General features: G+C 47.6%; 28 protein-coding genes and 1 tRNA gene. 24 read left to right on the top strand and 5 right to left on the bottom strand.

The window, feature by feature from the left end; translation table 11 throughout:
* Window positions 1-20: 20 nt before the first annotated feature.
* From HMPREF1039_RS02395 to HMPREF1039_RS02385, 3 genes are read right to left on the bottom strand one after another with little or no spacing between them, the layout of a single operon-like run.
* Window positions 21-566 (bottom strand): hypothetical protein, encoded by a 546-nt coding sequence (locus tag HMPREF1039_RS02395; protein ID WP_007390781.1) that lies wholly within the window; start codon window positions 564-566, stop codon window positions 21-23.
* A gap of 15 nt (window positions 567-581) precedes the next feature.
* A complete protein-coding gene (locus HMPREF1039_RS02390) occupies window positions 582-1154 on the bottom strand; it encodes a DUF1700 domain-containing protein (protein ID WP_007390764.1) in 573 nt (190 codons plus the stop codon).
* 4 nt (window positions 1155-1158) lie between these two features.
* Window positions 1159-1446 (bottom strand): hypothetical protein, encoded by a 288-nt coding sequence (locus tag HMPREF1039_RS02385; protein ID WP_007390766.1) that lies wholly within the window; start codon window positions 1444-1446, stop codon window positions 1159-1161.
* A gap of 271 nt (window positions 1447-1717) precedes the next feature.
* Here HMPREF1039_RS02385 and HMPREF1039_RS02380 point away from each other — a divergent pair, with 271 nt between their 5' ends.
* The 23 genes from HMPREF1039_RS02380 (at window position 1718) to HMPREF1039_RS02275 (ending at window position 22391) form a co-directional block, all read left to right on the top strand.
* Window positions 1718-1930, top strand: a complete 213-nt coding sequence (locus HMPREF1039_RS02380) for a DUF951 domain-containing protein (RefSeq protein WP_007390778.1) — start codon at window positions 1718-1720, stop codon at window positions 1928-1930.
* A gap of 102 nt (window positions 1931-2032) precedes the next feature.
* Complete coding sequence (trmB, locus tag HMPREF1039_RS02375) at window positions 2033-2707, top strand: tRNA (guanosine(46)-N7)-methyltransferase TrmB (RefSeq protein WP_007390786.1); 675 nt, start codon at window positions 2033-2035, stop codon at window positions 2705-2707.
* Window positions 2691-3932 (top strand): FtsW/RodA/SpoVE family cell cycle protein, encoded by a 1242-nt coding sequence (locus HMPREF1039_RS02370; protein WP_007390789.1) that lies wholly within the window; start codon window positions 2691-2693, stop codon window positions 3930-3932. The genes trmB and HMPREF1039_RS02370 overlap by 17 nt, the downstream gene beginning before the upstream one ends.
* Window positions 3933-3948: 16 nt before the next feature.
* The gene (uraA, locus tag HMPREF1039_RS02365) at window positions 3949-5217 is read left to right on the top strand and encodes a uracil permease (RefSeq protein WP_007390796.1); all 1269 of its coding nucleotides are present in this window, start codon (window positions 3949-3951) and stop codon (window positions 5215-5217) included.
* Window positions 5218-5644: 427 nt separating this feature from the next.
* Window positions 5645-5809: a DUF362 domain-containing protein gene (locus tag HMPREF1039_RS02360; RefSeq protein ID WP_007390774.1), complete on the top strand. Its 165-nt coding sequence runs from the start codon at window positions 5645-5647 to the stop codon at window positions 5807-5809.
* 159 nt (window positions 5810-5968) lie between these two features.
* Complete coding sequence (pyrF, locus tag HMPREF1039_RS02355; RefSeq protein WP_007390785.1) at window positions 5969-6682, top strand: orotidine-5'-phosphate decarboxylase; 714 nt, start codon at window positions 5969-5971, stop codon at window positions 6680-6682.
* A gap of 6 nt (window positions 6683-6688) precedes the next feature.
* The gene (pyrE, locus tag HMPREF1039_RS02350) at window positions 6689-7276 is read left to right on the top strand and encodes an orotate phosphoribosyltransferase (RefSeq protein WP_007390784.1); all 588 of its coding nucleotides are present in this window, start codon (window positions 6689-6691) and stop codon (window positions 7274-7276) included.
* 20 nt (window positions 7277-7296) lie between these two features.
* Window positions 7297-8241 (top strand): hypothetical protein, encoded by a 945-nt coding sequence (locus tag HMPREF1039_RS02345; protein WP_007390777.1) that lies wholly within the window; start codon window positions 7297-7299, stop codon window positions 8239-8241.
* Window positions 8242-8316: 75 nt separating this feature from the next.
* Window positions 8317-8463: a hypothetical protein gene (locus tag HMPREF1039_RS08115; RefSeq protein WP_009369502.1), complete on the top strand. Its 147-nt coding sequence runs from the start codon at window positions 8317-8319 to the stop codon at window positions 8461-8463.
* Window positions 8464-8559: 96 nt separating this feature from the next.
* Window positions 8560-9633: a 3-phosphoserine/phosphohydroxythreonine transaminase gene (gene serC / locus HMPREF1039_RS02340; protein ID WP_007390768.1), complete on the top strand. Its 1074-nt coding sequence runs from the start codon at window positions 8560-8562 to the stop codon at window positions 9631-9633.
* Window positions 9634-9650: 17 nt separating this feature from the next.
* Entirely contained in the window at window positions 9651-11243 is a 1593-nt protein-coding gene (gene serA / locus HMPREF1039_RS02335; protein ID WP_007390790.1) for a phosphoglycerate dehydrogenase, read from the top strand.
* A 9-nt stretch (window positions 11244-11252) separates the two neighbouring features.
* On the top strand, window positions 11253-11891 hold the full coding sequence (locus tag HMPREF1039_RS02330; protein ID WP_007390797.1) for a histidine phosphatase family protein: 639 nt from the start codon (window positions 11253-11255) through the stop codon (window positions 11889-11891).
* A 70-nt stretch (window positions 11892-11961) separates the two neighbouring features.
* On the top strand, window positions 11962-13236 hold the full coding sequence (gene serS, locus HMPREF1039_RS02325) for a serine--tRNA ligase (protein ID WP_007390762.1): 1275 nt from the start codon (window positions 11962-11964) through the stop codon (window positions 13234-13236).
* 141 nt (window positions 13237-13377) lie between these two features.
* A complete protein-coding gene (glpX, locus tag HMPREF1039_RS02320; protein WP_007390783.1) occupies window positions 13378-14343 on the top strand; it encodes a class II fructose-bisphosphatase in 966 nt (321 codons plus the stop codon).
* A 137-nt stretch (window positions 14344-14480) separates the two neighbouring features.
* Window positions 14481-15311 (top strand): undecaprenyl-diphosphate phosphatase, encoded by an 831-nt coding sequence (locus tag HMPREF1039_RS02315; protein ID WP_007390792.1) that lies wholly within the window; start codon window positions 14481-14483, stop codon window positions 15309-15311.
* 203 nt (window positions 15312-15514) lie between these two features.
* Entirely contained in the window at window positions 15515-16651 is a 1137-nt protein-coding gene (hydE, locus tag HMPREF1039_RS02310) for a [FeFe] hydrogenase H-cluster radical SAM maturase HydE (protein WP_007390775.1), read from the top strand.
* A gap of 134 nt (window positions 16652-16785) precedes the next feature.
* Complete coding sequence (locus tag HMPREF1039_RS02305; protein WP_007390779.1) at window positions 16786-17856, top strand: DNA adenine methylase; 1071 nt, start codon at window positions 16786-16788, stop codon at window positions 17854-17856.
* An 81-nt stretch (window positions 17857-17937) separates the two neighbouring features.
* Complete coding sequence (locus HMPREF1039_RS02300; RefSeq protein ID WP_007390765.1) at window positions 17938-18819, top strand: type II restriction endonuclease; 882 nt, start codon at window positions 17938-17940, stop codon at window positions 18817-18819.
* A complete protein-coding gene (locus HMPREF1039_RS02295) occupies window positions 18819-19565 on the top strand; it encodes a TRM11 family SAM-dependent methyltransferase (protein ID WP_007390795.1) in 747 nt (248 codons plus the stop codon). The genes HMPREF1039_RS02300 and HMPREF1039_RS02295 overlap by 1 nt, the downstream gene beginning before the upstream one ends.
* A gap of 125 nt (window positions 19566-19690) precedes the next feature.
* Window positions 19691-19779 (top strand) — tRNA-Ser (locus HMPREF1039_RS02290).
* 214 nt (window positions 19780-19993) lie between these two features.
* Entirely contained in the window at window positions 19994-21523 is a 1530-nt protein-coding gene (locus HMPREF1039_RS02285) for an acyl-CoA carboxylase subunit beta (RefSeq protein ID WP_007390771.1), read from the top strand.
* An 18-nt stretch (window positions 21524-21541) separates the two neighbouring features.
* Window positions 21542-21934 (top strand): hypothetical protein, encoded by a 393-nt coding sequence (locus HMPREF1039_RS02280; RefSeq protein WP_007390769.1) that lies wholly within the window; start codon window positions 21542-21544, stop codon window positions 21932-21934.
* A gap of 31 nt (window positions 21935-21965) precedes the next feature.
* Window positions 21966-22391, top strand: a complete 426-nt coding sequence (locus tag HMPREF1039_RS02275; protein WP_007390799.1) for a biotin/lipoyl-containing protein — start codon at window positions 21966-21968, stop codon at window positions 22389-22391.
* A 181-nt stretch (window positions 22392-22572) separates the two neighbouring features.
* On the opposite strand, the gene HMPREF1039_RS02270 is transcribed toward HMPREF1039_RS02275, so the two are convergent.
* Window positions 22573-22968: a thioesterase family protein gene (locus HMPREF1039_RS02270; RefSeq protein ID WP_007390793.1), complete on the bottom strand. Its 396-nt coding sequence runs from the start codon at window positions 22966-22968 to the stop codon at window positions 22573-22575.
* Window positions 22969-22979: 11 nt separating this feature from the next.
* Complete coding sequence (locus HMPREF1039_RS02265) at window positions 22980-23390, bottom strand: thioesterase family protein (RefSeq protein ID WP_007390772.1); 411 nt, start codon at window positions 23388-23390, stop codon at window positions 22980-22982.
* Window positions 23391-23521: 131 nt separating this feature from the next.
* Here HMPREF1039_RS02265 and HMPREF1039_RS02260 point away from each other — a divergent pair, with 131 nt between their 5' ends.
* On the top strand, window positions 23522-24118 hold the full coding sequence (locus HMPREF1039_RS02260; protein ID WP_007390761.1) for a hypothetical protein: 597 nt from the start codon (window positions 23522-23524) through the stop codon (window positions 24116-24118).
* Window positions 24119-24134: the final 16 nt, after the last annotated feature.

The raw sequence follows: 24134 nt of genomic DNA, 5'->3' as shown, positions 1-24134 counted from the left end.
CGGCGTATGATTCATTTTTTCTATTCCGATTCTTCCGTACTGGCGCCGGCTGTGCTGTCGGTAGCGGGAGCGGCGGTACGGGCGGATTTTTTCAGGGACCGGGTGGGCCCGTTCGCATTCTTCCCCGTACGCGGGGTTCTCTTGGCGGGACGAGCGGGGGCGTCGGCAGGTAGGTCGGCAGACGTCCTTTTTTTATTGGCATGAGCGGCAGTAGCCGTATTGGCGGGCGATTCATCCGGCACGTCGTCGGAAGTGTCCGGTGTATCATCGCCGGCTTCATCATGGAGCGAAAATTTGACGGATTTCATGGTAGTGCCGACATTGCCGTATTTTTTACTGAAACGGTCTTCGATTTCCATGGCCCGATCCGGGGACATTTCTTTCAGTTGCGCGATCATATCTTCCGGGGTCAAGGTGCCTTTTTCCAATTCCCGCTGCAAGGCTTTACAGGTTTCATAATGCGCTTTCCATTGTAATAAATTGGGATAGTCGATAGTAAAAAAAGAAGAATAGGCGAGGCCGGAAAAGACCAAAGTGATGATGAAGCTGATAATAATTTTTATCATAGTAAGAGCACTCCCTTATGACGTTCTTCGAGTACGGCACCGGCGTTTGAGAAAGGCGCAGGTAAGGCCGGCAAAAAATAAGGCGAGGACGGTATAGATAAGTGTTTGTAGAGACAGTTGCGGCAGCGGCAACCATTCGCTTACACAATAAGGAGGTAAATTCATCCAAAATATGCCGCCTAAACAGGTTAAGGCCATTAAAGAATAGAAGAAACGACATAAAAATCCGAAAAATATACGGCCGGCACGACTGCCGGTACGCCTGTGTTCGGGTATGGCCCGATGCGGTGCGGAAGCGGGTTCGACATCGTAAGGGCGGCGGACGGGCGGGTGCGGGTCCGTTTCATAAGCGGCGAAACGGTCCGGATTTAATTGTTCATTTTCTTCGGGCACAATCGGCTCCCCTATATAGTAGCGATAGATATTATGCGGATGTCCCAGTCGATAGCAAACATATTCTTCCGGTTCCCGTTTTTTGGTACCTAAGCGGAATTGCTCCTCGCAATCTTCGATAATGCCCTGTAAATCTGCAGGTTCGCTATTGCGGAAGTAATGTTTTAATTGTGCCATAAATTCATTTTTTTTCATGGTGTCACCTGTATGTCCGCTGTTGAGACAGCGCGTCGTATTTTTGTCGATAAGCCGCTCCCGTTTGCCAAAACGCAATGGCCGCCGCCATAATGCCTAAAAGGCATAAAAAGAGAAGCGGCGTATGACGAACGGGAAGAAAAGAAAGGGCTGCCAAGGGCGGCGCCTTACAAGCAATATAGAAGGAAATGCGAAGCAATAAGGCGATGACGAGCAAGGTACAAAGGGTTCCGAAAAAATAACATAGATAAGATATGTATCGCCATGTGTGTGCAAGAGAACGAAGCGGCATGACACACCCTCCTTTATAAACGTATGTCCATCATTTCTATACTATCACAGAGAAAGGGGGGAAACAAGCACGGAACGCGTTTTTCCGGCGGGTTGAGAGAAAAAGGGTAGGCGGCATGAACCGAAGAAAGCGGGCAAGACCGGCGATCATTATGGTAGTGTATAATGGTATAGATTCGGGATAAGAATATGTGTATACAATGTTTTTAGGGGATATGTTATACTGTATATAATAGGTCGCATAGCGGCGTACGGCAGGAGGGAAAGCAGGTATGGAGAAATTTATTCGCTATTATGTGGGCGATGTGGTGCAAATGAAGAAACCTCATCCTTGCGGATCGCGAGAATGGGAAGTGTTGCGGATTGGCGTTGATTTCGTGATTCGTTGTTGCGGGTGCGGTCATCGGGTCATGTTGGCACGCCCTAAATTTGAAAAGGCGGCCAAAAAAATTTTACAGCGCCGCGAAGCGGCAGAGGAACCGTAGGCTCGGTTTGACACAGACTTGCATAGTATCTATAATTGAATACACATGTAAGGCTGATTTCATAAGGAATCAGCCTCTTTTTTAGAGTGAAGGAGGAAGGTCATGCGTTTACGGAGAAAACCGTGGATTGATGAAGCTGTTAAGGAGTACGAGAGTTTTGTTCACCTTAAAAATGGGGAAGAACATAAAGGTCGGTGGCGAGAAGTCTTTCCGGATCCGCAAGCTCCGCTTTGGGTGGAGTTGGGGACCGGAAAGGGCAATTTTATTTCGCAAATGGCGCAGCTTCATACGGATGTCAATTTTATAGGCATTGAAGTTCAGTTGGGGGTTTTATATTATGCCGGTAAAAAATGTGCACAGGCGGAGGTTCATAATGTACACCTGGTTCGCTTTGATGCGGCGCGCTTGACCGATTTATTCGCTCCCGGGGAAGTACAGCGATTTTTCATTAATTTTTGCGATCCGTGGCCTAAAAAACGGCATGCAAAGCGGCGGTTGACGCACGGGAATTTCCTGGCCCGCTATGAACAAGTACTGGTACCGCAGGGACGCATTGATTTCAAATCGGATAATGCCGCCTTATTTGCGTTCACCTTGGCGGAATTTAAAGCGCACGGGTGGCGTTTGGAGGAGGTAACGTATGATTTACATCACAGTCGGCTGGAGAATGAGGCGATGACGGAATATGAAGCGAAATTCAGTGCCAAAGGGCAACCTATTTTTCATTGTGCCGCGTTTTGCCCAAGTGAGGTGACAACGCATGAAACCCAAGAGTAAGCAGTTACAAAAGGCTTTTTTTTGGTTATCTCTCAGTTTTATTTTGTTACTGGTTTTAGGTACTGCCAATGTATACAGCGCCACTTTTGTAGCCGCACCGGGAGTGGTCAGTCCTACGGGATATTTACTTAAACAAATGGTTTTGATTGTATTGGGATTGCTTGTCGGCTATGTTGCGTATAAGCGGGATTATAAAAAAATGAGCAATCGTATATGGCCGATGATTATTATTACGTTTTTATTGTTGGCCGCCGTGTTGGGCGTCGGGGTGGTCGTAAAAGGGGCGCGTCGCTGGATCGGGTTGGGTGGTTTTACGTTTCAGCCGTCCGAATTGGCTAAAATTGTGGGGATTATTTTTTCCGCCACCGTGTTGGCACGCGCCTTGGAAACGGCGCAACCGCTATATTTCATACGTCGTAATATAAAAAAAGAAGGCAATCGTTTTTGGCGACATTCGCCCGTTTTAGTACATCCGGTCATTGTATTGGCCTTGGGAATGGCTTTATTTGTTTTTAAACAACCGGATGCCGGTACGGCGTTGGTGATTTTTGCGATTCCCGTAGCCATGCTGTGGATCAGCGGCGCGTCTTTCGGGAATTTGCGTTGGCTGATAGGTATCGGTTTTGCGGGCTTGGGCGTGGCGATTGCTTCGGAAGGCTATCGGATGCAGCGGCTGGTTTCCTGGATAAATCCGTGGAAATATCAGTCTTCTTTGGGATATCAGGCGACACAAAGTTTTATTGCCATCGGTTCCGGAGGAATTTTGGGACAAGGTGTGGGCAACGGGATCAGTAAATTCAGTTATTTGCCGGAAGCGCATACTGATTTCGCTTTCGCCGTGTTGGCGCAAGAATGGGGATTTTTAGGCGTTCTTTTAGTAATGGCGTTGTTTTGCCTCATCATTGTATTCGGGTTTCGTGTGGCCTTTCAATGTCGCGATCGGTTCGGCATGCTGATGGCCTTGGGAATTACCATGTATTTCGGCGGGCAGGGTCTGATTAACATCGGCATGAATTGCGGCATTTTTCCCGTTATCGGCGTCCCTCTGCCCTTTATCAGTTATGGCGGCACCTCGCTTATTTTGAACATGTTTATGGCCGCGTTATTGTTGAATATATGTCGTCGCGGTTATCGGGAAGCGATACAACAGGAACAGGCGGCACAACAGGTGTTGCCGCCTTCTTTGCGACAGGAAACGCAAAGTCGATTTATTCCGGGAAAATAATGTAAGGAGGATGGCTATGAAGGAAAAACGTATTATTCATGTCGAAGAGAGATTGCCTATTTTGCCGACAATCCCTTTGAGTTTACAGCATTTATTTGCCATGTTCGGTTCGACCGTATTGGTGCCTTTTTTATTACATGTCGATCCGGCGACCGCCCTGTTTATGAACGGCATCGGTACGTTGCTGTATTTAACGATTTGTAAGTGGCGGTTGCCGGCGTATTTGGGCTCCAGTTTTGCGTTTATTTCTCCCGTATTGGCGGTATGCGCGGTGCCGGGCATGACCTATGGCGATGCGCAGGGCGGGTTTGTGGTCTTCGGCTTGTCGTTTATTGTCTTGGCAGTGATTGTGGATAAAGTCGGCACGAAATGGATTGATGTTTTATTTCCGCCGGCCGCCATGGGTGCAATTGTGGCCATTATCGGCTTGGAACTGGCGCCGCTGGCAATGACCATGTCCGGCTATATGGGAACGGCGCAGGGGATGACGAATCAAACGGCCATGATTATTTCCACGTTCACGTTGGCGGTTACGATTCTTACCAGTGTGCTGGGACGCGGTTTTTTAGGAATTATTCCTATTTTAATCGGCGTGGTTGCCGGGTATATTCTTTCTTATTTTATGGGCGTAGTCGATTTTTCCAAGGTGGCTGCAACGCCATGGTTCGCGTTTCCGACGTTTTATGAACCGAAATTTAATTTCAGTGCCGTTATGATGATTATGCCGGCGCTGTTTGTGGTACTGGCGGAACATTTAGGCCATTTATTTGTGACCGGCGATATTGTCGGGCGAAATCTGATTAAAGATCCCGGCTTACATCGCTCCTTATTTGCCGACGGCGTGTCTAATGTTTTATCCGGCCTGTTGGGCTCGACACCCAATACGACTTACGGTGAAAATATGGGCGTAATGGCCATTACCGGCGTATATAGTACGTGGGTTATCGGCGGTGCGGCCGTATTTGCCGTGATTTTTTCCTTTGTCGGTAAAATTGCGGCGTTGATTCATGCGATTCCCGTACCGGTTATGGGCGGGGTGTGCATCTTGTTGTTCGGATTTATTGCCGCCTCCGGATTGCGGATGTTGGTAGAAAAACGGGTCGATTATACCCGTTCCAAGAATCTTATTCTCACTGCCGTGACCATGATTTCCGGTTTAAGCGGGGCGACATTGGTAATCGGCCCGGTACAACTGAAGGGAATGGGCCTGGCGACGGTGGTAGCCATGGTATTAAGTCTGATTTTTTTAGTGTTTAAGCGGGCAAAGTGGTTGAATAACAATTAGCAAACGGCCCGGATACCGGGGGAGATACGCGAGATTCGGACCGGTATTTTGGTGATATAGGGACTGTAACGAGAGAAACGGGGACGTGTATTTCGTTGCAGTCTTTTTTTACGGCATTGTAAACGTATAAATATGCGATAAACGTAGAGAAAAACGAATCCGAAACGGCGGTTGCCGATAAAATAATGAAAATGGCTATTATTACTATAAAACGGCTATATTATACGGTCATACGGAATATGACAAGAAAGAAATAAAATCTTTGCGTTTTTTTAGATAACGGCAATCAAAATGGCTTGAACCATAGATTACATGCGGATTGTAACCGAATGACAAGAACATTGACATTTTTTTTTGTTCGTGCAATAATGAGAACGTCGAAGGAAGCGAAATTCCTGATTGATTATGTGTGCGGAGGTGAAAAAACATGCATGTAATTTCTGACGAATGTGTAATGTGCGGTTCTTGTGCAGCTACCTGTCCGACCGGCGCTATTGAAGAAGGCGAAAGCAAGTATGTTATTACTGATTCTTGCATCGACTGCGGCGCTTGTGAATCTGTATGTCCTACAGGTGCGATTTCTGCTGAATAAGAGAATAGCGGCAATATTGAGGGGAGACATGAAAATGTCTCCTTTTTTTTGTCCTTTTTTCTTTAGGGGGATTGCGTTGACAGGTATGCACAGGCATGACATAATAAATTGAATCTATAATATACATTGGCGAAATGGTAGATATAAGGAGTGTGGCGGATGGTCGATAAGCGAATTATTGCAGCCTTGGATGTACATTCTTTTTCCGCTATGAAAGAATTGGTTTCCCGTTTGGGAGAGAGTATTTCTTTCTATAAAGTGGGGATGGAATTATTTTATAGTGCCGGACCGCAAGTGGTAGAATATTTAAAAGAATGTAACAAACAGGTGTTTTTGGATTTAAAAGTACATGATATTCCGCATACGGTCGGACAAAGTATTCGGGCATTGACCCGGTTGGGCGCGGATTTTATGACCGTACACAGTGCGGGAGGCCGTGAAATGATGGAACAGGCGGCGGCGGCCGCACAGGAAGAAGCTTTGCGCCTGGGAATTACGCGACCGAAGTTGTTGGCGGTTACGGTGTTGACCAGTATGGATGCGGCAGCGTGGCAAGAAATCGGCGGGAGCAATTCCGTCGCTTCTTCCGTGCTGCGCTTAGCGGCGTTGGCGAAAGCGGCCGGCATAGACGGCACGGTTTCTTCGCCGCAGGAAGCCGGGGATATTCGCCGACAAAACGGTACGGATTTTCTGATTGTGACCCCGGGGATTCGTCCCGCTTCGGCGGCCGTACAGGACCAAAAACGGATTGCGACGCCGCAACAAGCGTTACAAAACGGGGCTTCTTATTTAGTGATAGGGCGACCGATTACGCAGGCGCCGGATCCGCGGCAGGCGGCGGAAAAAATAATAGCGGCAATACGGGAGGTATGATTCGGAATGATGACAGAAGCGGCGGTACAACAATTATTAGAGGAAACGAAAGCCATTTTAAAAGGGCATTTTTTACTGACTTCAGGATTACACAGTCCGTTATATGTGGAAAAATTTAATGTGCTGCAACACCCTCAATATACGGAAATGCTGTGTCGGGAATTGGCGGAACGATTTCGGGGGGAACAGGTACAAACGGTGATGGGCCCGATGACCGGCGGTATTTTGCTGGCACATGAAGTGGGAAAAGCGTTGGGAACACGCGCTATTTTTACAGAACGGGAAAACGGGGTAATGACGTTGCGGCGCGGCTTTCGCATTGCCCCGGGGGAACGCGTGCTGATCGTGGAAGACATTGTCACGACAGGCGGCTCCGTCCGGGAAGTAGTGAAGGTGGTCGAACAGGCCGGCGGCGTGATTGTCGGGGTCGGTTTATTGACGGATCGCAGCGGCGGCAAGGCCGATTTCGGCGTGCCGCGGGACAAGGTGCAGGCTTTATTACATTTAACCGTGCCGACGTATACGGCGGACAACTGCCCGCTTTGTAAAGAGGGCATACCTATGACGGAACGGGGCAGCCATCATTTAAAATAAATGGAAAAGGAGCAGCGATAATGGAAACCGCAACTATTATTTTACCGTTTGTCGGCGCAGGATTGGTCGGAGCCCTTTTTTCACGGTTTACAGGGATGAATTTAAGCATGTGCATGCTGTGCATTTTTTTGTATATGGGTGCCACGCCGGAGCAAACGTTGGCCGTGTTATTGATGTTTAACGCGTTTACTTATTTTACGACTTATTCGCAGACGCATCCTGTTCAATTCAGTACGTTCACGTTTTTTAAGGGTGCCAAATTTATCATTCCTATTGTCATTACCTTTGCGCTGGCAATGGTTCAGCCGTTTTTCGGGATCGTGTTTTTCGTGATTGTCTTTTTAGCGGAAATTTTTGCTAAAATGTACAAGGCGACGGATCGTGCCGTGCGACCGGCCAAAAAAGAACTGGCTAAGATGGCGGTGATTGCTTCGGTTTTGGGTTTATTGGGAACCGCCGGCGTAATGCTTATTCCGGAAAGGTTCTATTTTATTGCGGCCGGCGTAGTGATTATCGGTTTTGTTGTTTTTATCCGGGCGGCCGCGGATCGCAAGCGGTGGCAACGTTCGTGGGATCGTATACTCTATTTCACCGCATTGATTATGGGCGTTACCGGGATTGATGCTTCGGATTGGTTGGGGGCCGTAAAGCGGAAAGACGTTTCTCCTTTGGCGAGAATGTATCCGTTGGTGATTAATATTGCGATTATCGCGGCGTTAATAGGCTCGTATGTGTGGTATCGGTATTTTTCTTTAGCTGCCTTATTCGCCACTATCGGCGCCTCTTTGGGCATTCGCTTTTTCGGGGTCTATCGTCACGGAGAGCGGGGGACTTTTTCCTATATTACCTTGGCGATTACGTTTGTAGCGGTATTGGTGTTTATGATTATTCAACCGCAGCCGACGGGCTTGCCGGAGTTTCCGGAGGCGCATACTTCGCCGGTATGGAAGTTGCTTAATTTTTAAAAATATACAAAATTTTATAGCAAACATTCCTTGACAAGAAAAAAATAAATGTTTATAATGAGGCTAATTTTATAAATGTACAGTAAGGAAACGATGAAGGAGAAAGAACTTGTTTTTTCGTTACAGAGAGCCGACGGGGCTGGAAGTCGGTACGAAGGCGAGGGCATCCGCTCCGGAGTGGCAAATGATGAATTTGACGGGAGTCGCCCGTTATTGCGATAAGAGTCGGCTGAAAAGCAAGTTGGGTGGCAACGCGGGAGAAAGCTCTCGTCCCTGGTATGGGGACGAGAGCTTTTTTTTTAGAAAGGATGGGGAAAGATGCAGCGGGTTCATAATTTTAATGCCGGACCGTCGGCTATGCCGTTGGCGGTTTTGCAAAAAGTACAAGCGGAATTTCTGGATTTTGCCGGTACCGGCATGAGTATAGTGGAAATCAGTCATCGCAGTGAACGGTATCAGCAATTACAGGAAGAAACGAAACAAACGTTACGTCGATTGCTTCACATACCGGACGGGTACCATATTATTTTTTTGCAGGGCGGCGGCAGTTTGCAATTTGTCATGCACAGCGCCAATTTTTTACGTCGCCGCGGGGCCTATGTGAATACGGGCGTTTGGTCGGATAAAGCCATGGCGGCGGCTGCCGCGTACGGTGAGGTGTATGAAGCGGCTTCCTCCAAAAAAGACGGTTTTTCTTACATTCCCCGCCTGACGGAAGGGGCGATTCGCGAAGCTACCGACTATCTTTATATTACTTCCAACAATACGATTCACGGTACGCAGTGGGCTTCGTATCCGAAGGTTTCCGTGCCGTTGTTCGGTGATGTATCCAGTGATTTTTTGAGTCGTCCCATACCGATAGAGCGGTTCGATTTTTTGTTTGCGGGAGCCCAAAAAAATATCGGTCCGGCCGGCGTGGTTGTTGCGATTATAAAAGATTCGTTAGTAGCCGGGGCCAATCCCGATGTACCGGCCATGTTGCGCTATGATACCTATGTAAAACATGATTCTGTATACAATACGCCGCCCGTATTCGCCATTTATTTTATTCATGAAGTGTTGCAGTGGCTGGAACGGGAAGGCGGGCCGGAAGAAATGGCAAGACGTAATGAACGCAAAGCGGCTATGATTTATGAAGTGATTGACGACAGTGACGGTTTTTATCGGGGGCATGCCGATAAAAATTCCCGCAGTCGCATGAACATAACATTTAATTTACCTACGTCGGCGTATGAAGAAGCGTTTATCCGGGAAAGTGAACAGCATCACTTTGTCGGGCTTAAAGGGCATCGGTCGTTGGGGGGCTGTCGGGCGTCTTTGTATAATGCGGTGACGGAAGAAAGCTGTACGGCATTGGCGCAGTTTATGAAAACGTTTCGGAAGAATCATTAAAAAAGCGAGGGATGGTTATGAAAATTTTAGTCAGCGATGATGTGGCTGTAGAAGGTGTGAATTTATTACGTCATAACGGGTATGACGTGGATATTAAAGTCAATTTGGATGAAAAGGCGCTGATTTCCTGCATCGGCGCGTATGACGGCTTGATTACCCGCTCCATGACGCATGTTACCGAAGCGGTGATTGAAGCGGCCGGGAAGTTGAAAGTAATCGGTCGCGCCGGTGTCGGCGTCGACAGCATTGATATTAAAACCGCTACGCAACGGGGGATTATTGTGGTGAATGCTCCTACGGCGAATACGGTGGCGGCAACCGAACATACTTGTGCCATGATTATGGCGATTACCCGGCATATTCCGCAGGCACATAATTCGTTAATGGCCGGCGAGTGGCAGCGAGAACGCTTTACCGGTATTCAACTGAAAGATAAAACCATCGGCATTATCGGGGTAGGTCGGATCGGTTCGCGGATTGCCAAACGGATGCAGGCGATGGAAATGCGAACGATCGGGTATGATCCGTACATTCCCGCAGAACGGGGACAGCAGCTGGGAGTGGAACTGGTGGATTTGGATACGTTGCTGGCCTCTGCCGATTATATTACGTTACATACGCCGTTGACCAAGGAAACGAGAGGGATGATCGGCGCGGCCGAAATTGCTAAAATGAAGCGGGGCGTGCGAGTTATCAATGTATCGCGCGGGGCCGTGTTGGACATTCAGGCATTGGCGGCGGCTCTGCAATCGGGGCAGGTCGCGGGAGCGGCGATAGACGTTTTCCCGGAAGAACCGTTGACGCAGGACATTAATCCTTTCTTGCATATGGATCAGGTAGTGTTGACGCCGCATTTAGGCGCCTCTACGGTAGAAGCGCAAATCGGCGTCTCCGTAGATGTGGCGAAAGGGGTGATGGCGGCGTTACAGGGCGAACCCGTACCGACGGCGGTCAATATGGCGCCGGTACCGCCCAATGTATATAATGTGATTCGCCCGTATTTTGATTTGTTGGAGCGCATGGGGATTATGGGCGTGTATTTGGCGGACGGCCCGATGCGGGAAATTCAAGTGGAATATACGGGTGCCTTAGCCGATACGGAAACCAGATTGTTGACCACGGCGGCATTAAAGGGCGCATTGAATCCTATTTTGCAAGATGCTGTTAATTTTGTAAATGCTGCGGATGTTGCCAAAACACGGCAGGTAACGGTTAAAGAAATTAAATCTCAAGCGAGCGATACGTTTTTGGATGCCGTTTCCCTGCGGATTCGTACGGAGAAAGGCGAACATACGTTAGTCGGTATGTTGTTCAATAAAAAAGAACCGAAAATTGTGCAAATTGACTCTTGCCGCGTGGATTTTACGCCGGAAGGGTATTTGTTACTGGCACCGCATCGGGATGAACCCAATATGATCGGGCAAATTTCCACCGTTTTGGGACAGGCCGGCATTAATATTACGAGTATGCAGGTAGGACGGATGAACGAGGATGGCACGAATATTATGGCGATTGCCGTAGCGGAAGATATTCCGAATGATATTATGTTGAAATTACGGGCTATTGACGGCATTTTAGATATGAAATTGATTCATTGCGAATTGCATTGAGGAGGCAGTATGGTACGAATTATTTTGGTTCGACACGGGGAAACGGAGTGGAATGCGGCCGGACGTTTTCAAGGGCAGGAAGATACGCAGCTCAGCAGGTTGGGCCGACAACAAGGGCAACAGCTGGCACAAGCGTTACAAGACGTTCCGCTGCAGGCGGTGATTGCCAGTCCTTTGCAACGGGCGGCCGTGACGGCCGGATTTTGCGCCGCCGCACACGGCTTGCCGGTACACACGGATCGGCGCTTGCTGGAAATTAACCACGGGCGCTGGGAAGGTATGACGGCCGCCGAGGTGCAGGAACAATATAAAGAACTTTTTTTGCAGTGGCATCGGGCGCCGCATACGGTACAAATGCCGGGCGGCGAATCCTTGGCGGATATGCAGGTGCGGATTCGGGAGGCTATGCGGGAATATTGTCGACAGTATGAGCGGCAGACCGTGCTGATTGTCGCGCATGATGCGGTCAACAAAGTGGCCGTTTGTTCGGCATTAGGCTTGCCTTTGCAGGCGTTTTGGCAAATTAAACAGGATAATACGTGTATTAACGTGTTGGAATATGATCGGGATTGTTGGCGTCTTGTGCTGCTTAATTCGGTGGCGCATCGAGGCGGTTTATTTATAGCGGAAGAGCAAAAAGGGCTATAAGTATCGCGGACATGGTAAATGTGGTATGATATAAAAAAATATATACATGTATAAGGAGGAACGGACGAGGATGTTGGATGCAAAATTTGTTCGTGAAAATTTGGAAGCCGTCAGAGAAAATATTAAGAACCGCAATGCGCATGTCGATTTGGATGCGTTTATTGCCTTGGACAGTAAAAGAAGAACCCTGATTCAACAGGTGGAAACCATGAAGAATGAACGCAATACGGTGACGCAGGAAATCAGCAGGTTAAAAAGAAATAAAGAAGATGCTTCGGCGCTTATTGAAGCCATGAAAAAATTGGGCGATACGATTGCCGTACAGGATAAGGAAATTCATCAAGTGGCGGAAGCGTTGCGCCAAATTCAGCTCATGATTCCCAATATGTGCCATCCGTCCGTGCCGGTAGGAAAAGACGACAGCCAAAATCCGGAAGTGCGCAAATGGGGAGAACCGACGAACTTTTCGTTCACGCCGAAAGAACATTGGGAAATCGGCGAAAATCTCGGCATTTTGGATGCCGAACGGGCGGCTAAAGTGGCGGGTGCCAGATTTTATTATTATATAGGCGCCGGCGCCCGCCTGGAACGGGCCGTATATAATTTTATGCTGGATCGGCATACGGAAAAAGACGGGTATACAGAAGTGATTCCTCCTTATATTGTCAATCGTAAGGCCATGACCGGAACGGGACAGTTACCTAAATTTTCCGAAGATATGTATCAGTTGCAAGTAGAAGGGCAGGACATGTTTTTGATTCCTACAGCGGAAGTTCCGTTAACGAATTATTATAGCGGGGAAATTTTACGGGCCGACCAATTGCCGGTATACGTGACGGCCTTGACCCCTTGTTTTCGTGCGGAAGCGGGATCGGCCGGCAGAGATACGCGGGGACTGATTCGACAGCATCAATTCCAAAAAGTGGAAATGGTGAAGTATACTACGCCGGAAAGCAGTTATGACGAATTGGATAAATTGACGCGGAATGCGGAAGATATCTTAAAAGCCTTAGAACTCCCGTATCATGTGGTTTGCCTTTGCACGGGCGATATCGGGTTTTCCGCCGCTAAGACTTTTGATGTGGAAGTATGGTTCCCGGCACAGGGGAAATATCGGGAAATTTCGTCCTGCTCGAATACGGAAGATTTTCAGGCAAGACGCGCCAACATTCGGTTTCGGCGGGATACGAAAGCTAAACCGGAATATGTACATACGCTGAACGGTTCGGGCTTGGCGGTCGGCCGTACGGTAGCCGCTATTTTGGAAAATTACCAACAGGCGGACGGCAGCGTGGCGGTGCCGGAAGTCTTGCGCCCCTATATGCATTGTGACGTAATAAAATAAGCAAACATCCTCCATAAGCACGCCCTTTTGTCGGCAGGACAATACAGGCGTGCTTTTTTGTTGCAATTGATAAAAGGAAATCGGTCGGAGGGCATAGAATTTTGTATATAAAGATATTTTTTCGTATAAGGAGGGATGGTTATGGATCGACTGTTGACCTTAGAATTTGTACGCGTTACGGAAGCGGCCGCTATCCGCGCGGGGCGCCTGATGGGCAAGGGTAACAAGGCGGCTTCGGACCAATTGGCGGTAGACGGCATGCATGCTGTTTTAGCAGGCGTACCCATTGACGGCACGGTGGTCATCGGGGAAGGGGAAATGGATGCGGCTCCCATGCTGTATATCGGCGAAAAAGTCGGTGCCGGAGGCACGCCGGTGGATATTGCGGTGGATCCGTTGGAAGGCACCAATTTAACGGCTAAAGGACAGGACGGCTCGATTGCGGTAATCGCGATTGCCGGCAAAGGCAATCTGTTACATGCGCCGGATATGTATATGGAAAAGTTGTGTGTCGGACCGCGCGCCAAGGGGCGGATTGACTTAAACTTGCCGATTGCGGAGAATTTGCGACGCGTAGCGGAAGGTTTGGAACGCAGTATTGACGATCTGACGGTGGTCATACTGGATCGGGAAAGACATGCGGAGATGATTCGGCAATGTCGCGAGGCGGGCGCCCGCATCAAATTAATTACGGACGGCGATGTTTCCCCGGCGGTGGATATCGGGATTGAAGGTTCGGGGGTGCATCTGCTGATGGGCATCGGCGGCGCCCCGGAAGGCGTATTGGCGGCGGCCGCTTTGAAATGCCTGGGCGGAGACATGCAGGCGCGGCTGATTCCCTACACGGAAGCGGAACGGCAACGTTGTGCGGCGATGGGGATTCGCGATGTGAACACGGTGCTGACCATTGACGATTTGGTCAAAGGTGATGATTGTATTTTTTCGGCAACGGCCATTACGAATACGCCGTTGTTGCGGGGCATTCAATACTTCGGCGGCGGTGCGCGGACCATGTCCGTCGTGATGCGGTATAAGAGCGGCACGATTCGCGTAATTGATACCTTTCATCGCTTTGATAAAAACGCGAAATGGCGCGTGCATTTTTAGGCGGTCGGGTGGCGGAAAAACAAAACGGCACGTCATAAAAAGTAAGCCATCCCCCGGCACGATTACTTTTTTTCTCCCGATTGCTGTGGTATAATGGCGGAGTATCTTGATATTGGAATATAAAGGAGTTAAAAAGTATGCATGACTCGATTATTGCGGTGATTCTGGGGATTGTAGAAGGACTTACCGAATATTTGCCGGTATCTTCGACGGGGCATATGATTTTAGTCGGAGATTGGCTGGGGTTTACAGGCCCGCGGTCTACCGTATTTGAAGTATTCATTCAATTAGGGGCCATTCTTTCCGTGTTGGTTATTTATAAAGCGACCTTTTGGCGCATGTTGCAACAATATCGCTGCTTACACTTGTTACGGCGTGAAAATTGGCTGCGCCGTGATACGGGACTTACGTTGGCGCATGTCGGCGTCGGCATTATCCCCGTAATGATTATCGGATTTTTTGCACATCATGCCATTAAAACCTATTTATTTTCGCCGGGAACCGTTATTATCGGCCTGATCGCGGGCGGTATCGTGATGTTGGCGGCGGAAAAAGCACATGTACGCACCGTATGCCGGGACGTACAGCACATGACCCTGGTGCAGGCCTTTTTTGTGGGCATGTTTCAAATTTTTGCCCTGTGGCCGGGCTTTTCCCGCTCCGGCTCCACCTTGGCGGGCGGCCTGTTTTTGGGTATCAGTCGTAAAGCGGCGGCCGATTTTTCTTTTATCATTGCCGTCCCGGTTATGATCGTCGCCTGCTGCTTCGACTTAATCAAAAGCCTTTCCCTGCTGAGCGGGAATGATTTGCTGATGATTGTCATCGGTTTTGTAGTGGCCTTCTTTGTCGCCTATATATCGGTACTTTGGTTTTTAAAATTTTTAAATCGTTCAACACTGGCTTCCTTTGCGTATTATCGGTTTTTAGTAGCGCTGATTTCCTTACTGTATTTCTTTATACTGACGTAAAAGACGGTCGGCGGAACAGGGCGGTTTGAAGCATAAAGAATGAGAAAAAAGCAGTTCATGCGGTTAAGATGAACTGCTTTTTTTATGCACCGACTGCCGTTTACAGTATGCCGATGCGTGTACCTCTGCGGAGAATGTGACTATACAAAGAGGCGGTAGAAGGTGTACCATAGAAGGAACATAGAAAGGAAAGGAAACGACGGATGGGAAGGACGGATATTTTATATAAAAAACATAAGACGCGGCAAGATTTACGTACATTATTGTCCTGGACGGACCCCGACTTGTGTCAAGCCTTGTATGCGGCGGCGTATGACGTCAAGGTGCGGAATGTGGGCGCCGTGGTATATTATCGGGGGCTGATTGAGTTTTCCAATGAATGTATAAAAAATTGCCGGTATTGCGGTATTCGTCGCGGCAATACATCGGTGAAACGATTTCGCACGGAACGGGAAGATATTCTCTCTATGGCGGACTGGACCTATCGCAATCAATACGGCTCCATTACCTTACAGTCGGGAGAACGGCAGGATGAAGAATTTATTACCTATGTGGAAGGCCTCATTCGGGATATAAAAACCTTGAGTCACGGCGAATTGGGGATTACCCTTTGCGTGGGTGAACAGGAAGACCGGGCGTATGAACGGTGGTTTGCGGCCGGCGCACATCGCTATTTATTGCGCATTGAAACCGGTAATCCCGCATTATATGCGACCTTGCATCCGCAAGACGGACACCATGTGTGGCAGGTACGGAAACAATGTTTGCAAACCTTGCGGCGCATCGGCTACCAAGTAGGGACGGGAGATATGATCGGCTTGCCCGGACAGACCTTGGACGATTTGGTGGACGATATTTTATTTTATCAACAAATGGACATTGATATGATCGGCATGGGTCCGTATGTCGTGCATCATAATACGCCTGTAGGCAAGGAAGTCCTGCAAGCCGGCTTGGATTCCGAGGCGGAAAAACGGCGACGCCTGCGGCTGGGACTGAATATGATTGCCGTTACGCGATTGGTGTTGCCGGATGTAAATATTGCGGCTACCACGGCTTTACAAGCCTTGCATCCCTTAGGTCGGGAATTGGGATTAAAAGCCGGCGCCAATGTGCTAATGCCTATTGTGACATTGCCGAAATTCAGACCGCAATATGTACTGTACGACAATAAACCGTGTGTCGATGAAAATCCGCAGCAATGTCGTCATTGCTTACAAGCTCGGGTAGCTTCTGTAGGGGATGTGGTGGGATTCGGAAAATGGGGCGATGCACCGCATTTTTTTCATACCCGTCGGGAAAGTGCGCAAGGGTCCAAATCATCGGAGAACGGCATATGATAGGGAAACCGGAAAACGCATTCGGAACATTACGGTCGACAGACTTGAATACCGATAGTCGAATCTGAATATAATAACGCGGGTAGTATTTTGAAAGCGGAATAGAATAACATAATTAAAAAGGAGACCTTGTTATGGAATATATGTCCGCCAAAGAAGCTGCGGATAAATGGGAAATTTCACAAAAACGAGTTACTGTTCTTTGTGCCGAACATAAAATTCATCAGGCAACCATGGCAGGTAATACGTGGATTATTCCGGTTACTGCTGAAAAACCGATAGAATCAGGATGTATACAAAACGACAAAAAAACGGGAAAAATGATTAAACCGTTTTTAAAATGGGCCGGCGGAAAAGGACAACTTCTTCGAGAGATAGCAAAGTATTATCCTTTTGAAAAGGACGGTATTAAGAAATATGCGGAACCGTTTGTCGGCGGCGGGGCCGTTCTTTTTGATATATTGAGTAAATATGAGTTGGAAGAAGTTTATATCAGTGATATTAATGCGGAACTTATTAATGCGTATTCCCGGATTAGAGATACTGTTGATGAGTTGGTTAGGATGTTGTATACGATGCAGGAAGCGTTTATACCGATGGCGCCGGATAAACGTAAAGGCTATTATTCGGCAAAGAGAGCGAGGTTTAATGCGTTAAAAATTAGTGACCGCGGGACGGATAGTGTTGAAAAAGCGGCATTAATGATATTTCTTAATAAAACTTGCTTTAACGGCTTATTTCGTGTCAATAAAAAGGGAGAGTTTAATGTTCCTATGGGAGCGTATAAGAATCCTTTAATTTGTGATGAAAGCAATCTTCGTGCATTAGCACGGAAATTACAAAAGGTTACTATTGTTTGCGGAGATTACAGACGTTCAAAAGATTTTATTGATGAACATACTTTTGTATATTTTGATCCGCCGTATCGTCCTCTTACCGATACGGCAAGTTTTACGGCCTATACGGAAAATTTGTTTAATGACGACAGTCAAAAAGAGTTGGCAAGGTTTGTTGATGAAATGCACGGAAGAGGGGCAAAGTTGCTCATCAGTAATTCGGATCCTAAGAATTTCGATGCAGAGGATAATTTTTTTGATGATATTTACTCTGCACATAATATCAAGAGAGTTGAAGCAACAAGAATGATTAATTGCAAGGGCGCATCCAGAGGGAAGATTAAAGAACTCCTTATATCGAATTTTTAAGGAGCGCAAGTATTCCGTTTTTGTCGGGCAAGACTGCATATAGGCGGTAGTGCCGAAAAATTCATGCAGAGGAGAAAATACATGAAAAAGAGGGATTTTAATACATGGTTATTAGGATTTCGTGACAGTATTGCTGATTATGGGTATTATATTGATTTTAATAAAGTACATCGGAATGTTACCGGCATTAAGGTTGCGTTGAATATTCTCAACTCACTTATCGGTTCAAAAAATATTGCAGAAGATTTTAAAATACTGATTAGGAAATATCCCGAAGTTTTACAGTGTATTCCGTTGCTTTTAGCGGTAAGAGTGAATGAAATATATTGTCAAGATGAAAATGGCGGGCATTTGTATCAATTTGATATACGGAAATATTCTACCGATATGGATATTTGCGGTGAACAGTATGTTTATTTTATGGAGCATACCGGATTGTTTGATCTATTGGAACATCATATTATTAATAATCTTGTGGATTATGTTACCGGTGTGGAAACCGGGCTTGATTCTAATGGTCGCAAAAATCGCGGCGGACATCTTATGGAAAATGTCGTGGAAAGGTTTATTCAAAAAGCGGGTTTTATAAAAGAGGTAAATTATTTTAAAGAAATTTATATTCATCAAATTACAGATAAGTGGCAGATCGATTTATCGGCAATTTCTAATCAAGGAAAAATGGAAAAACGGTTTGATTTTGTGGTTAAAACACCGCATATGATTTATGGAATTGAAACGAATTTTTATGGCAGTGGCGGCAGTAAATTAAATGAAACGGCACGCAGCTATAAAACACTTGCTTGGGAGAGTGAAAGAATTAAGGGCTTTACTTTTGTTTGGTTTACGGACGGCAAGGGATGGACAAGCGCCCGTCATAATCTTGAAGAAACCTTTGATGTAATGCAACATATTTATAATATTAAAGATTTGGAAAACGGTATAATGAACGAGGTTTTTAAATAATGGGAAAGAAAATAGTAAAATGGGAGCCTGACGATTTTGAATTGGAAATGACAACACATTGGTCTTTTCCTAAACGCGGAGATTGGGCAACTCACGATGCAAAATGGAGAGGAAATTGGTCGCCGTATATTCCTCGTAATATTTTGCTGCGATATTCCGAGGAAAATGATTTGGTATTGGATCAATTTGCCGGCGGCGGCACTACCCTTGTAGAAGCCAAATTGCTTAATAGAAATATAATCGGCGTAGATGTTAATGAGACGGCCTTGGCAAGGTGCCGAGAAAAAATAAATTTTGAGCACAGCGGTGCGAACGGCAAGGTGTATCTTTATAAGGGGGATGCCCGTACGTTGGATTTTATTAAGGATAACAGTATCGACCTTATTTGTACGCATCCTCCTTATGCCGATATTATTAAGTACAGTGAAGATATTGAAGCGGATTTGTCGCATTTAAAAGTGAAAGATTTTCTTATCGCCATGCGTGACGTGGCTGCCGAAAGTTACCGCGTTTTAAAAAAAGATAAATTTTGTGCCGTCCTTATGGGTGATACTCGGCAAAAGGGGCATATGATCCCCATGTCCTTTGAGGTCATGAAACTATTTCAGAGCGCCGGATTTAAGCTTAAGGAACTGGTAATCAAAGAGCAGCATAATTGTAAAGCAACGGGGTATTGGAAAACCAATAGTGTGAAATATAATTTTTTGCTCATTGCACACGAATATTTGTTTATATTTAGGAAGTAAAAGGAGGTGATACCCGCATATAGGCAAAGAAGATTTCCTATACCGTCATAACGCGATGTAGCGGCAGGACCGCTTTATGGTTGACTTGACGGTGTATAGGACATTTGCTATAATGTACACATTGTGGAAAGGTGTCCGAGTGGTTTAAGGAGCTAGTCTTGAAAACTAGTGATGCGGCAACGCACCGTGGGTTCGAATCCCACCCTTTCCGCCATATTTCAACGTTCCGTACAGGTGCTGTTTCGGAGCGTTCGTTTTTTTGTTCGGTGTTGGTGACCTCGCGTATCGTCGGATGGCGCGAGGATTTTACTTTTTTACACATAGTTAATGTGTTATGAGATAAAATGGTTTACAATATGGTCGTTGGGATTTATATTTTGTTTATGGTATAATTAATAGTATAAATATGCCGTCATGGAGGTGTAGATATGGCAACCAATCAAGAGAAGCTGGAAGCGTTGCAACAGAAGTTGGCGACGTTGGCTATGGGAGGCGGTCAAAAACGGATTGATAAGCAACATGCCGGGGGAAAATATACGGCACGGGAACGGCTGGATCTGTTGTTTGATGCCGGTACTTTTACGGAAATCAGTCAGTTTATTCATCATCGCTGCACGAATTTCGGGATGCAGGAGAAAGAGATTCCCGGTGACGGTGTGGTGACGGGATATGGTTATATACATGGGCGGTTAGTGTATGCGTATGCGGAAGATTTTACAGTGGAAGGCGGATCTTTGGGGGAAATGCATGCGAAAAAGATTTGCCAAGTGCAGGAAATGGCGTTGAAAATGGGGGCTCCCCTGATCGGGATGAATGATTCCGGCGGTGCGCGTATCCAAGAAGGTATTGATGCGCTTTCCGGATTCGGCGCTATTTTTATGAATAATACGAAGGCTTCCGGTGTGATTCCTCAGATTTCCGTCATTATGGGACCGTGCGCGGGAGGTGCGGTGTACAGTCCGGCGTTGACGGATTTTGTTTTTATGGTAAAACAAACGTCGAATATGTTTATTACCGGTCCTTCGGTCATTAAGGCGGTTATCGGTGAAGAGGTGACGGCGGAAGAACTGGGCGGTGCGGTGACGCACAGTACTGTATCGGGTGTGACGCATTTTGCCTGTGAAAATGAAACGGATTGTATGGAAAAAATTAAAACGCTCCTGGATTTTATTCCCGGAAATAATATGGAAGATGCGCCGTATGTAGAACCGACGGATGATGCCGATCGGCAAGAAGAACGGCTGAATGCGATTATTCCGGATCAGGCCAATGCTTCGTATGATATGTTGGAAGTCATTCAAGCTTGTGTGGATGACGGTCGGGTGTTTCAAATTATGGAAACGTATGCCCGCAATATGATTACGGGGTTTGCCCGTTTGGACGGACAGACGGTGGGGATTATTGCCAATCAACCGCAGTTTTTAGCCGGGTGCTTGGATATTGACGCCTCTGTTAAAGCTGCACGGTTTATTCGGTATTGTGATGCGTTTAATATTCCGTTGGTGACATTTGTGGATGTGCCGGGATTTTTGCCCGGTTCCGACCAGGAACATGGCGGGATTATTCGTCACGGGGCGAAAATGCTGTATGCGTATTGTGAGGCGACGGTTCCGAAGGTGACGGTTGTGGTACGAAAGGCGTATGGAGGCGCCTATATCGGTATGTGCAGCCGTAATTTGGGGGCCGATATGGTATTTGCCTGGCCTATGGCGGAAATTGCCGTATTGGGAGCGGAAGGTGCGGCCAATATTATTTTCCGTCATGACCCGCAGAAAGAAGAAAAGAAAAAAGAATATGAAAAGGAATTTCAAACGCCGTATAAAGCTGCGGAACATGGGTATGTCGATTGTATTATTGAACCGAAAGAAACGCGCCCGCGTCTGATTGATGCGTTGGCTATGTTGTGCAGCAAGCGGGAAGACCGACCGCAGAAAAAACACGGGAATATACCGTTGTAACAGGGGAGGCGAGATCGTATGATAGAACGCATGGTATGGATTCCGGTCATCATCGCGCTGATCTGTTTGGGAAAACAAGTGGCGGTTCTCGGAAAACGGTTACGGGCGGTAGAAAGAGAGAATGAAGAATTGCGGACGGCGGCCTGCACGGAAAGAAAAACGGCAACGGTACCGGAAGCGGTGCAGGTGCCGGAACCGGAGTCTGCGCCGGTGCCGTCGAAAGCGGCGACAACCGCTGTGCCCCCTATGGTACCGCAGGTGGAAGCGGGGGTACCGCCGGAAACGGTCGCCGTGATTATGGCGGCAGTAACGGCCTGCGGATATGTACCGACGGCAATTCGTGCCGTCCGACACACACGGCGGCGTTCCAAAAAATGGATTATAGCCGGGCGTATAGCCCGTATGCGATAACATCGGCAGAGTGGGGTTCAGGAGGATTGGAATGAAAAAGTTTAAAGTAACGGTAAACGGACAATCATATGAGGTGGAAGTGGAAGAAATCGGTTCGGTAACTGCGGCGGCTCCCGTCCCTGCGGCGGCAACGTCTGCAAGTGCCGTTCCGGCGGCAACGCCGGTCAGTGCCGCTCCGGCGGTAACACCGGCCGCGGTGAAAGCACCGGCGGCAACGGCTCCGAAGGAACCGTTGCCCGAAGGGGCGCCTACGATTAAAGCGCCTATGCCGGGAAAGATTTCGGCGTTGAAAGCGGAACCCGGGCAAACGGTTGCACGCGGTGATGTAGTCGTGGTTTTGGAAGCAATGAAAATGCAGAATGATATTACGGCACCGCAAGACGGTACGATTGTCGAATTGCGGGTGCAAGTGGGAGACAGTGTAAAAACGGGAGATATTTTAGTCGTTTTAAAATGATTCCCGGCCTGTATCGGAGAGGAACAAGAGAAGGTTTTCTTTTGTTCCTCTCTTTTGGTATCAGTGTGGGGAGCGGGGAATTTTCAGCGGCGGTACCGGGGATCGAGAGACGCGGGAGGTATAAAAAAGCCGGACAAGGACGTATATACGTCCCTGTCCGGCGGAAAACCGCACAGATCGGTTATTTTAATTTTGCTTTTGCTTTTTCCAGGAACGGCTGACTTTCAATAATAAACCGTTCGTGTTCGGCAGTGCCGATGAGCCCCGCTTCGTCGAAGGCTTCAATTTTTACATCGAAGTGTTTGCGATCTTGGGCGATAACGGTTGCTTTGGCCGTTACTGTCATATCCAACGGGGTGGCGGACAGGTGTTTTACTTTTATGCCGATTCCTACTGTATTGTATCCCGGCGGCAGTTGCGGGTCAATAGCCTTAATAGCGGCTGTTTCCATGAGCGATACCATAGCCGGTGTTGCATATACGGGTGATTTTCCGCTGCCCATGGCAATGGCCGTGTTTTTATCGGTAACTTTTTCGGATGCTTCCGCTTGTGAATTCGGGCGAATTGTAAACTCCATAATGAACCCTCCTATAACTGTGTGTTATTTTTTTTCTTTGCTTCCGCTTTTGCTAAAAAGGGAGCCGAATCAATAATGAACCGTTCGTGCGTAGCGGTGCCGATAAGGCCGGCATCATCGAAGGCTTCAATGGTAAATGTCAAATGACGACGATCTTGTGCCGTTAACGTTGCTTCGGCCCGGACGGTCATGCCGACAGGAGAGGCGGACAGATGTTTCACATCAATGGCAATACCGACTGTATTGGTGCCTTCCGGTAATTGCGGATCTACGGCATGGATGGCGGCCATTTCCATGAGCGCTACCATTGCGGGGGTCGCATATACGGGAGATTTTCCGCAACTCATAGCGACCGCTGTATTAGCGTCGGTTACTTTTTCGGAAACCTCCGCCCGGGAATTTTTTTGAACTTCAAAATCCATGATAAAACCTCCTATTTACCTATTTCAATACGATATAACTATAGCATACATGACTAAAAGACGCCACTATTTTTTGACACCTTTTGTATAATTCGTTACAATGAAGGCAATGCACGGGAGGAGGAATAGGCGTGAAACAAATAAAAACGACCGTATGTCGTGCGGCTTTGGCGCTGCTGCTGGGGATCGGCAGCATGGTCTGTGTCCGGGCGGAAACCCCGTACACTGTTTGGAAAGGGTGGGGGCGGGTGCCGGTACGGGAAAATGTGTGCCTGCAGGAAACCGGAAGTACTGCCGTCCGGCTTTCCCCTTCTTTGGCGGCATGGAGTCGGAAGCTTATGGGAAGCGAGCCGCAAGCGGTATATTCGATAGTGGTAAAAGATAATTGTTCGTTTTATTATGCTCGTTTGTATACGTATGAATTTGCGGCTCCGCACGGGTCGCCGGTCAACCTGTTGCAACAGTGGGGAAAACAATGGCAACATCGTATGGACGGGGCGGGGTATATGACCGTGCCCCTGCATATTTGTCGGCAACAGGGACTATGGCTGGAAGGTAAGGTATTATATCCGGCGGTTGCGGAAGGGACGGATATTCAAGATGCGGGATATATTTTGGCGCGTGCCGACGGGAAGTGTATTCGGGCGATTTTTTTGTATGTTCCCGAGGGCTATGCTCCGCAAGCCGCAAAAACCATATTGTCCATGTTGAAACAGGGAAAAGAGTGACTGTATGAAAAAAAGA

It is taken from the genome of Megasphaera lornae (assembly GCF_000214495.1).
Taxonomy (GTDB): Bacteria; Bacillota; Negativicutes; order Veillonellales; family Megasphaeraceae; genus Megasphaera; species Megasphaera lornae.
The sequence above is the reverse complement of the archived record's forward strand: the minus strand, read 5'-3'. Positions and strand labels throughout refer to the sequence as shown.

Bases quoted from the DNA above. Each gene is read 5' to 3' on its own strand.
- uraA (WP_007390796.1), top strand. From the start codon at position 3,949: ATGAAGGAAAAACGTATTATTCATGTCGAAGAGAGATTGCCTATTTTG.
- HMPREF1039_RS02270 (WP_007390793.1), bottom strand. From the start codon at position 22,968: ATGGAGTTTACAATTCGCCCGAATTCACAAGCGGAAGCATCCGAAAAA.
- glpX (WP_007390783.1), top strand. From the start codon at position 13,378: ATGGATCGACTGTTGACCTTAGAATTTGTACGCGTTACGGAAGCGGCC.
- hydE (WP_007390775.1), top strand. From the start codon at position 15,515: ATGGGAAGGACGGATATTTTATATAAAAAACATAAGACGCGGCAAGAT.
- HMPREF1039_RS02295 (WP_007390795.1), top strand. From the start codon at position 18,819: ATGGGAAAGAAAATAGTAAAATGGGAGCCTGACGATTTTGAATTGGAA.
- HMPREF1039_RS02275 (WP_007390799.1), top strand. From the start codon at position 21,966: ATGAAAAAGTTTAAAGTAACGGTAAACGGACAATCATATGAGGTGGAA.
- HMPREF1039_RS02265 (WP_007390772.1), bottom strand. From the start codon at position 23,390: ATGGATTTTGAAGTTCAAAAAAATTCCCGGGCGGAGGTTTCCGAAAAA.
- HMPREF1039_RS02380 (WP_007390778.1), top strand. From the start codon at position 1,718: ATGGAGAAATTTATTCGCTATTATGTGGGCGATGTGGTGCAAATGAAG.
- HMPREF1039_RS02300 (WP_007390765.1), top strand. From the start codon at position 17,938: ATGAAAAAGAGGGATTTTAATACATGGTTATTAGGATTTCGTGACAGT.
- serA (WP_007390790.1), top strand. From the start codon at position 9,651: ATGAAAATTTTAGTCAGCGATGATGTGGCTGTAGAAGGTGTGAATTTA.
- pyrE (WP_007390784.1), top strand. From the start codon at position 6,689: ATGATGACAGAAGCGGCGGTACAACAATTATTAGAGGAAACGAAAGCC.
- serS (WP_007390762.1), top strand. From the start codon at position 11,962: ATGTTGGATGCAAAATTTGTTCGTGAAAATTTGGAAGCCGTCAGAGAA.
- HMPREF1039_RS02305 (WP_007390779.1), top strand. From the start codon at position 16,786: ATGGAATATATGTCCGCCAAAGAAGCTGCGGATAAATGGGAAATTTCA.
- pyrF (WP_007390785.1), top strand. From the start codon at position 5,969: ATGGTCGATAAGCGAATTATTGCAGCCTTGGATGTACATTCTTTTTCC.
- HMPREF1039_RS02370 (WP_007390789.1), top strand. From the start codon at position 2,691: ATGAAACCCAAGAGTAAGCAGTTACAAAAGGCTTTTTTTTGGTTATCT.
- HMPREF1039_RS02285 (WP_007390771.1), top strand. From the start codon at position 19,994: ATGGCAACCAATCAAGAGAAGCTGGAAGCGTTGCAACAGAAGTTGGCG.
- HMPREF1039_RS02395 (WP_007390781.1), bottom strand. From the start codon at position 566: ATGATAAAAATTATTATCAGCTTCATCATCACTTTGGTCTTTTCCGGC.
- serC (WP_007390768.1), top strand. From the start codon at position 8,560: ATGCAGCGGGTTCATAATTTTAATGCCGGACCGTCGGCTATGCCGTTG.
- HMPREF1039_RS02360 (WP_007390774.1), top strand. From the start codon at position 5,645: ATGCATGTAATTTCTGACGAATGTGTAATGTGCGGTTCTTGTGCAGCT.
- HMPREF1039_RS02280 (WP_007390769.1), top strand. From the start codon at position 21,542: ATGATAGAACGCATGGTATGGATTCCGGTCATCATCGCGCTGATCTGT.
- trmB (WP_007390786.1), top strand. From the start codon at position 2,033: ATGCGTTTACGGAGAAAACCGTGGATTGATGAAGCTGTTAAGGAGTAC.
- HMPREF1039_RS02315 (WP_007390792.1), top strand. From the start codon at position 14,481: ATGCATGACTCGATTATTGCGGTGATTCTGGGGATTGTAGAAGGACTT.
- HMPREF1039_RS08115 (WP_009369502.1), top strand. From the start codon at position 8,317: ATGTACAGTAAGGAAACGATGAAGGAGAAAGAACTTGTTTTTTCGTTA.
- HMPREF1039_RS02330 (WP_007390797.1), top strand. From the start codon at position 11,253: ATGGTACGAATTATTTTGGTTCGACACGGGGAAACGGAGTGGAATGCG.
- HMPREF1039_RS02385 (WP_007390766.1), bottom strand. From the start codon at position 1,446: ATGCCGCTTCGTTCTCTTGCACACACATGGCGATACATATCTTATCTA.
- HMPREF1039_RS02345 (WP_007390777.1), top strand. From the start codon at position 7,297: ATGGAAACCGCAACTATTATTTTACCGTTTGTCGGCGCAGGATTGGTC.
- HMPREF1039_RS02390 (WP_007390764.1), bottom strand. From the start codon at position 1,154: ATGAAAAAAAATGAATTTATGGCACAATTAAAACATTACTTCCGCAAT.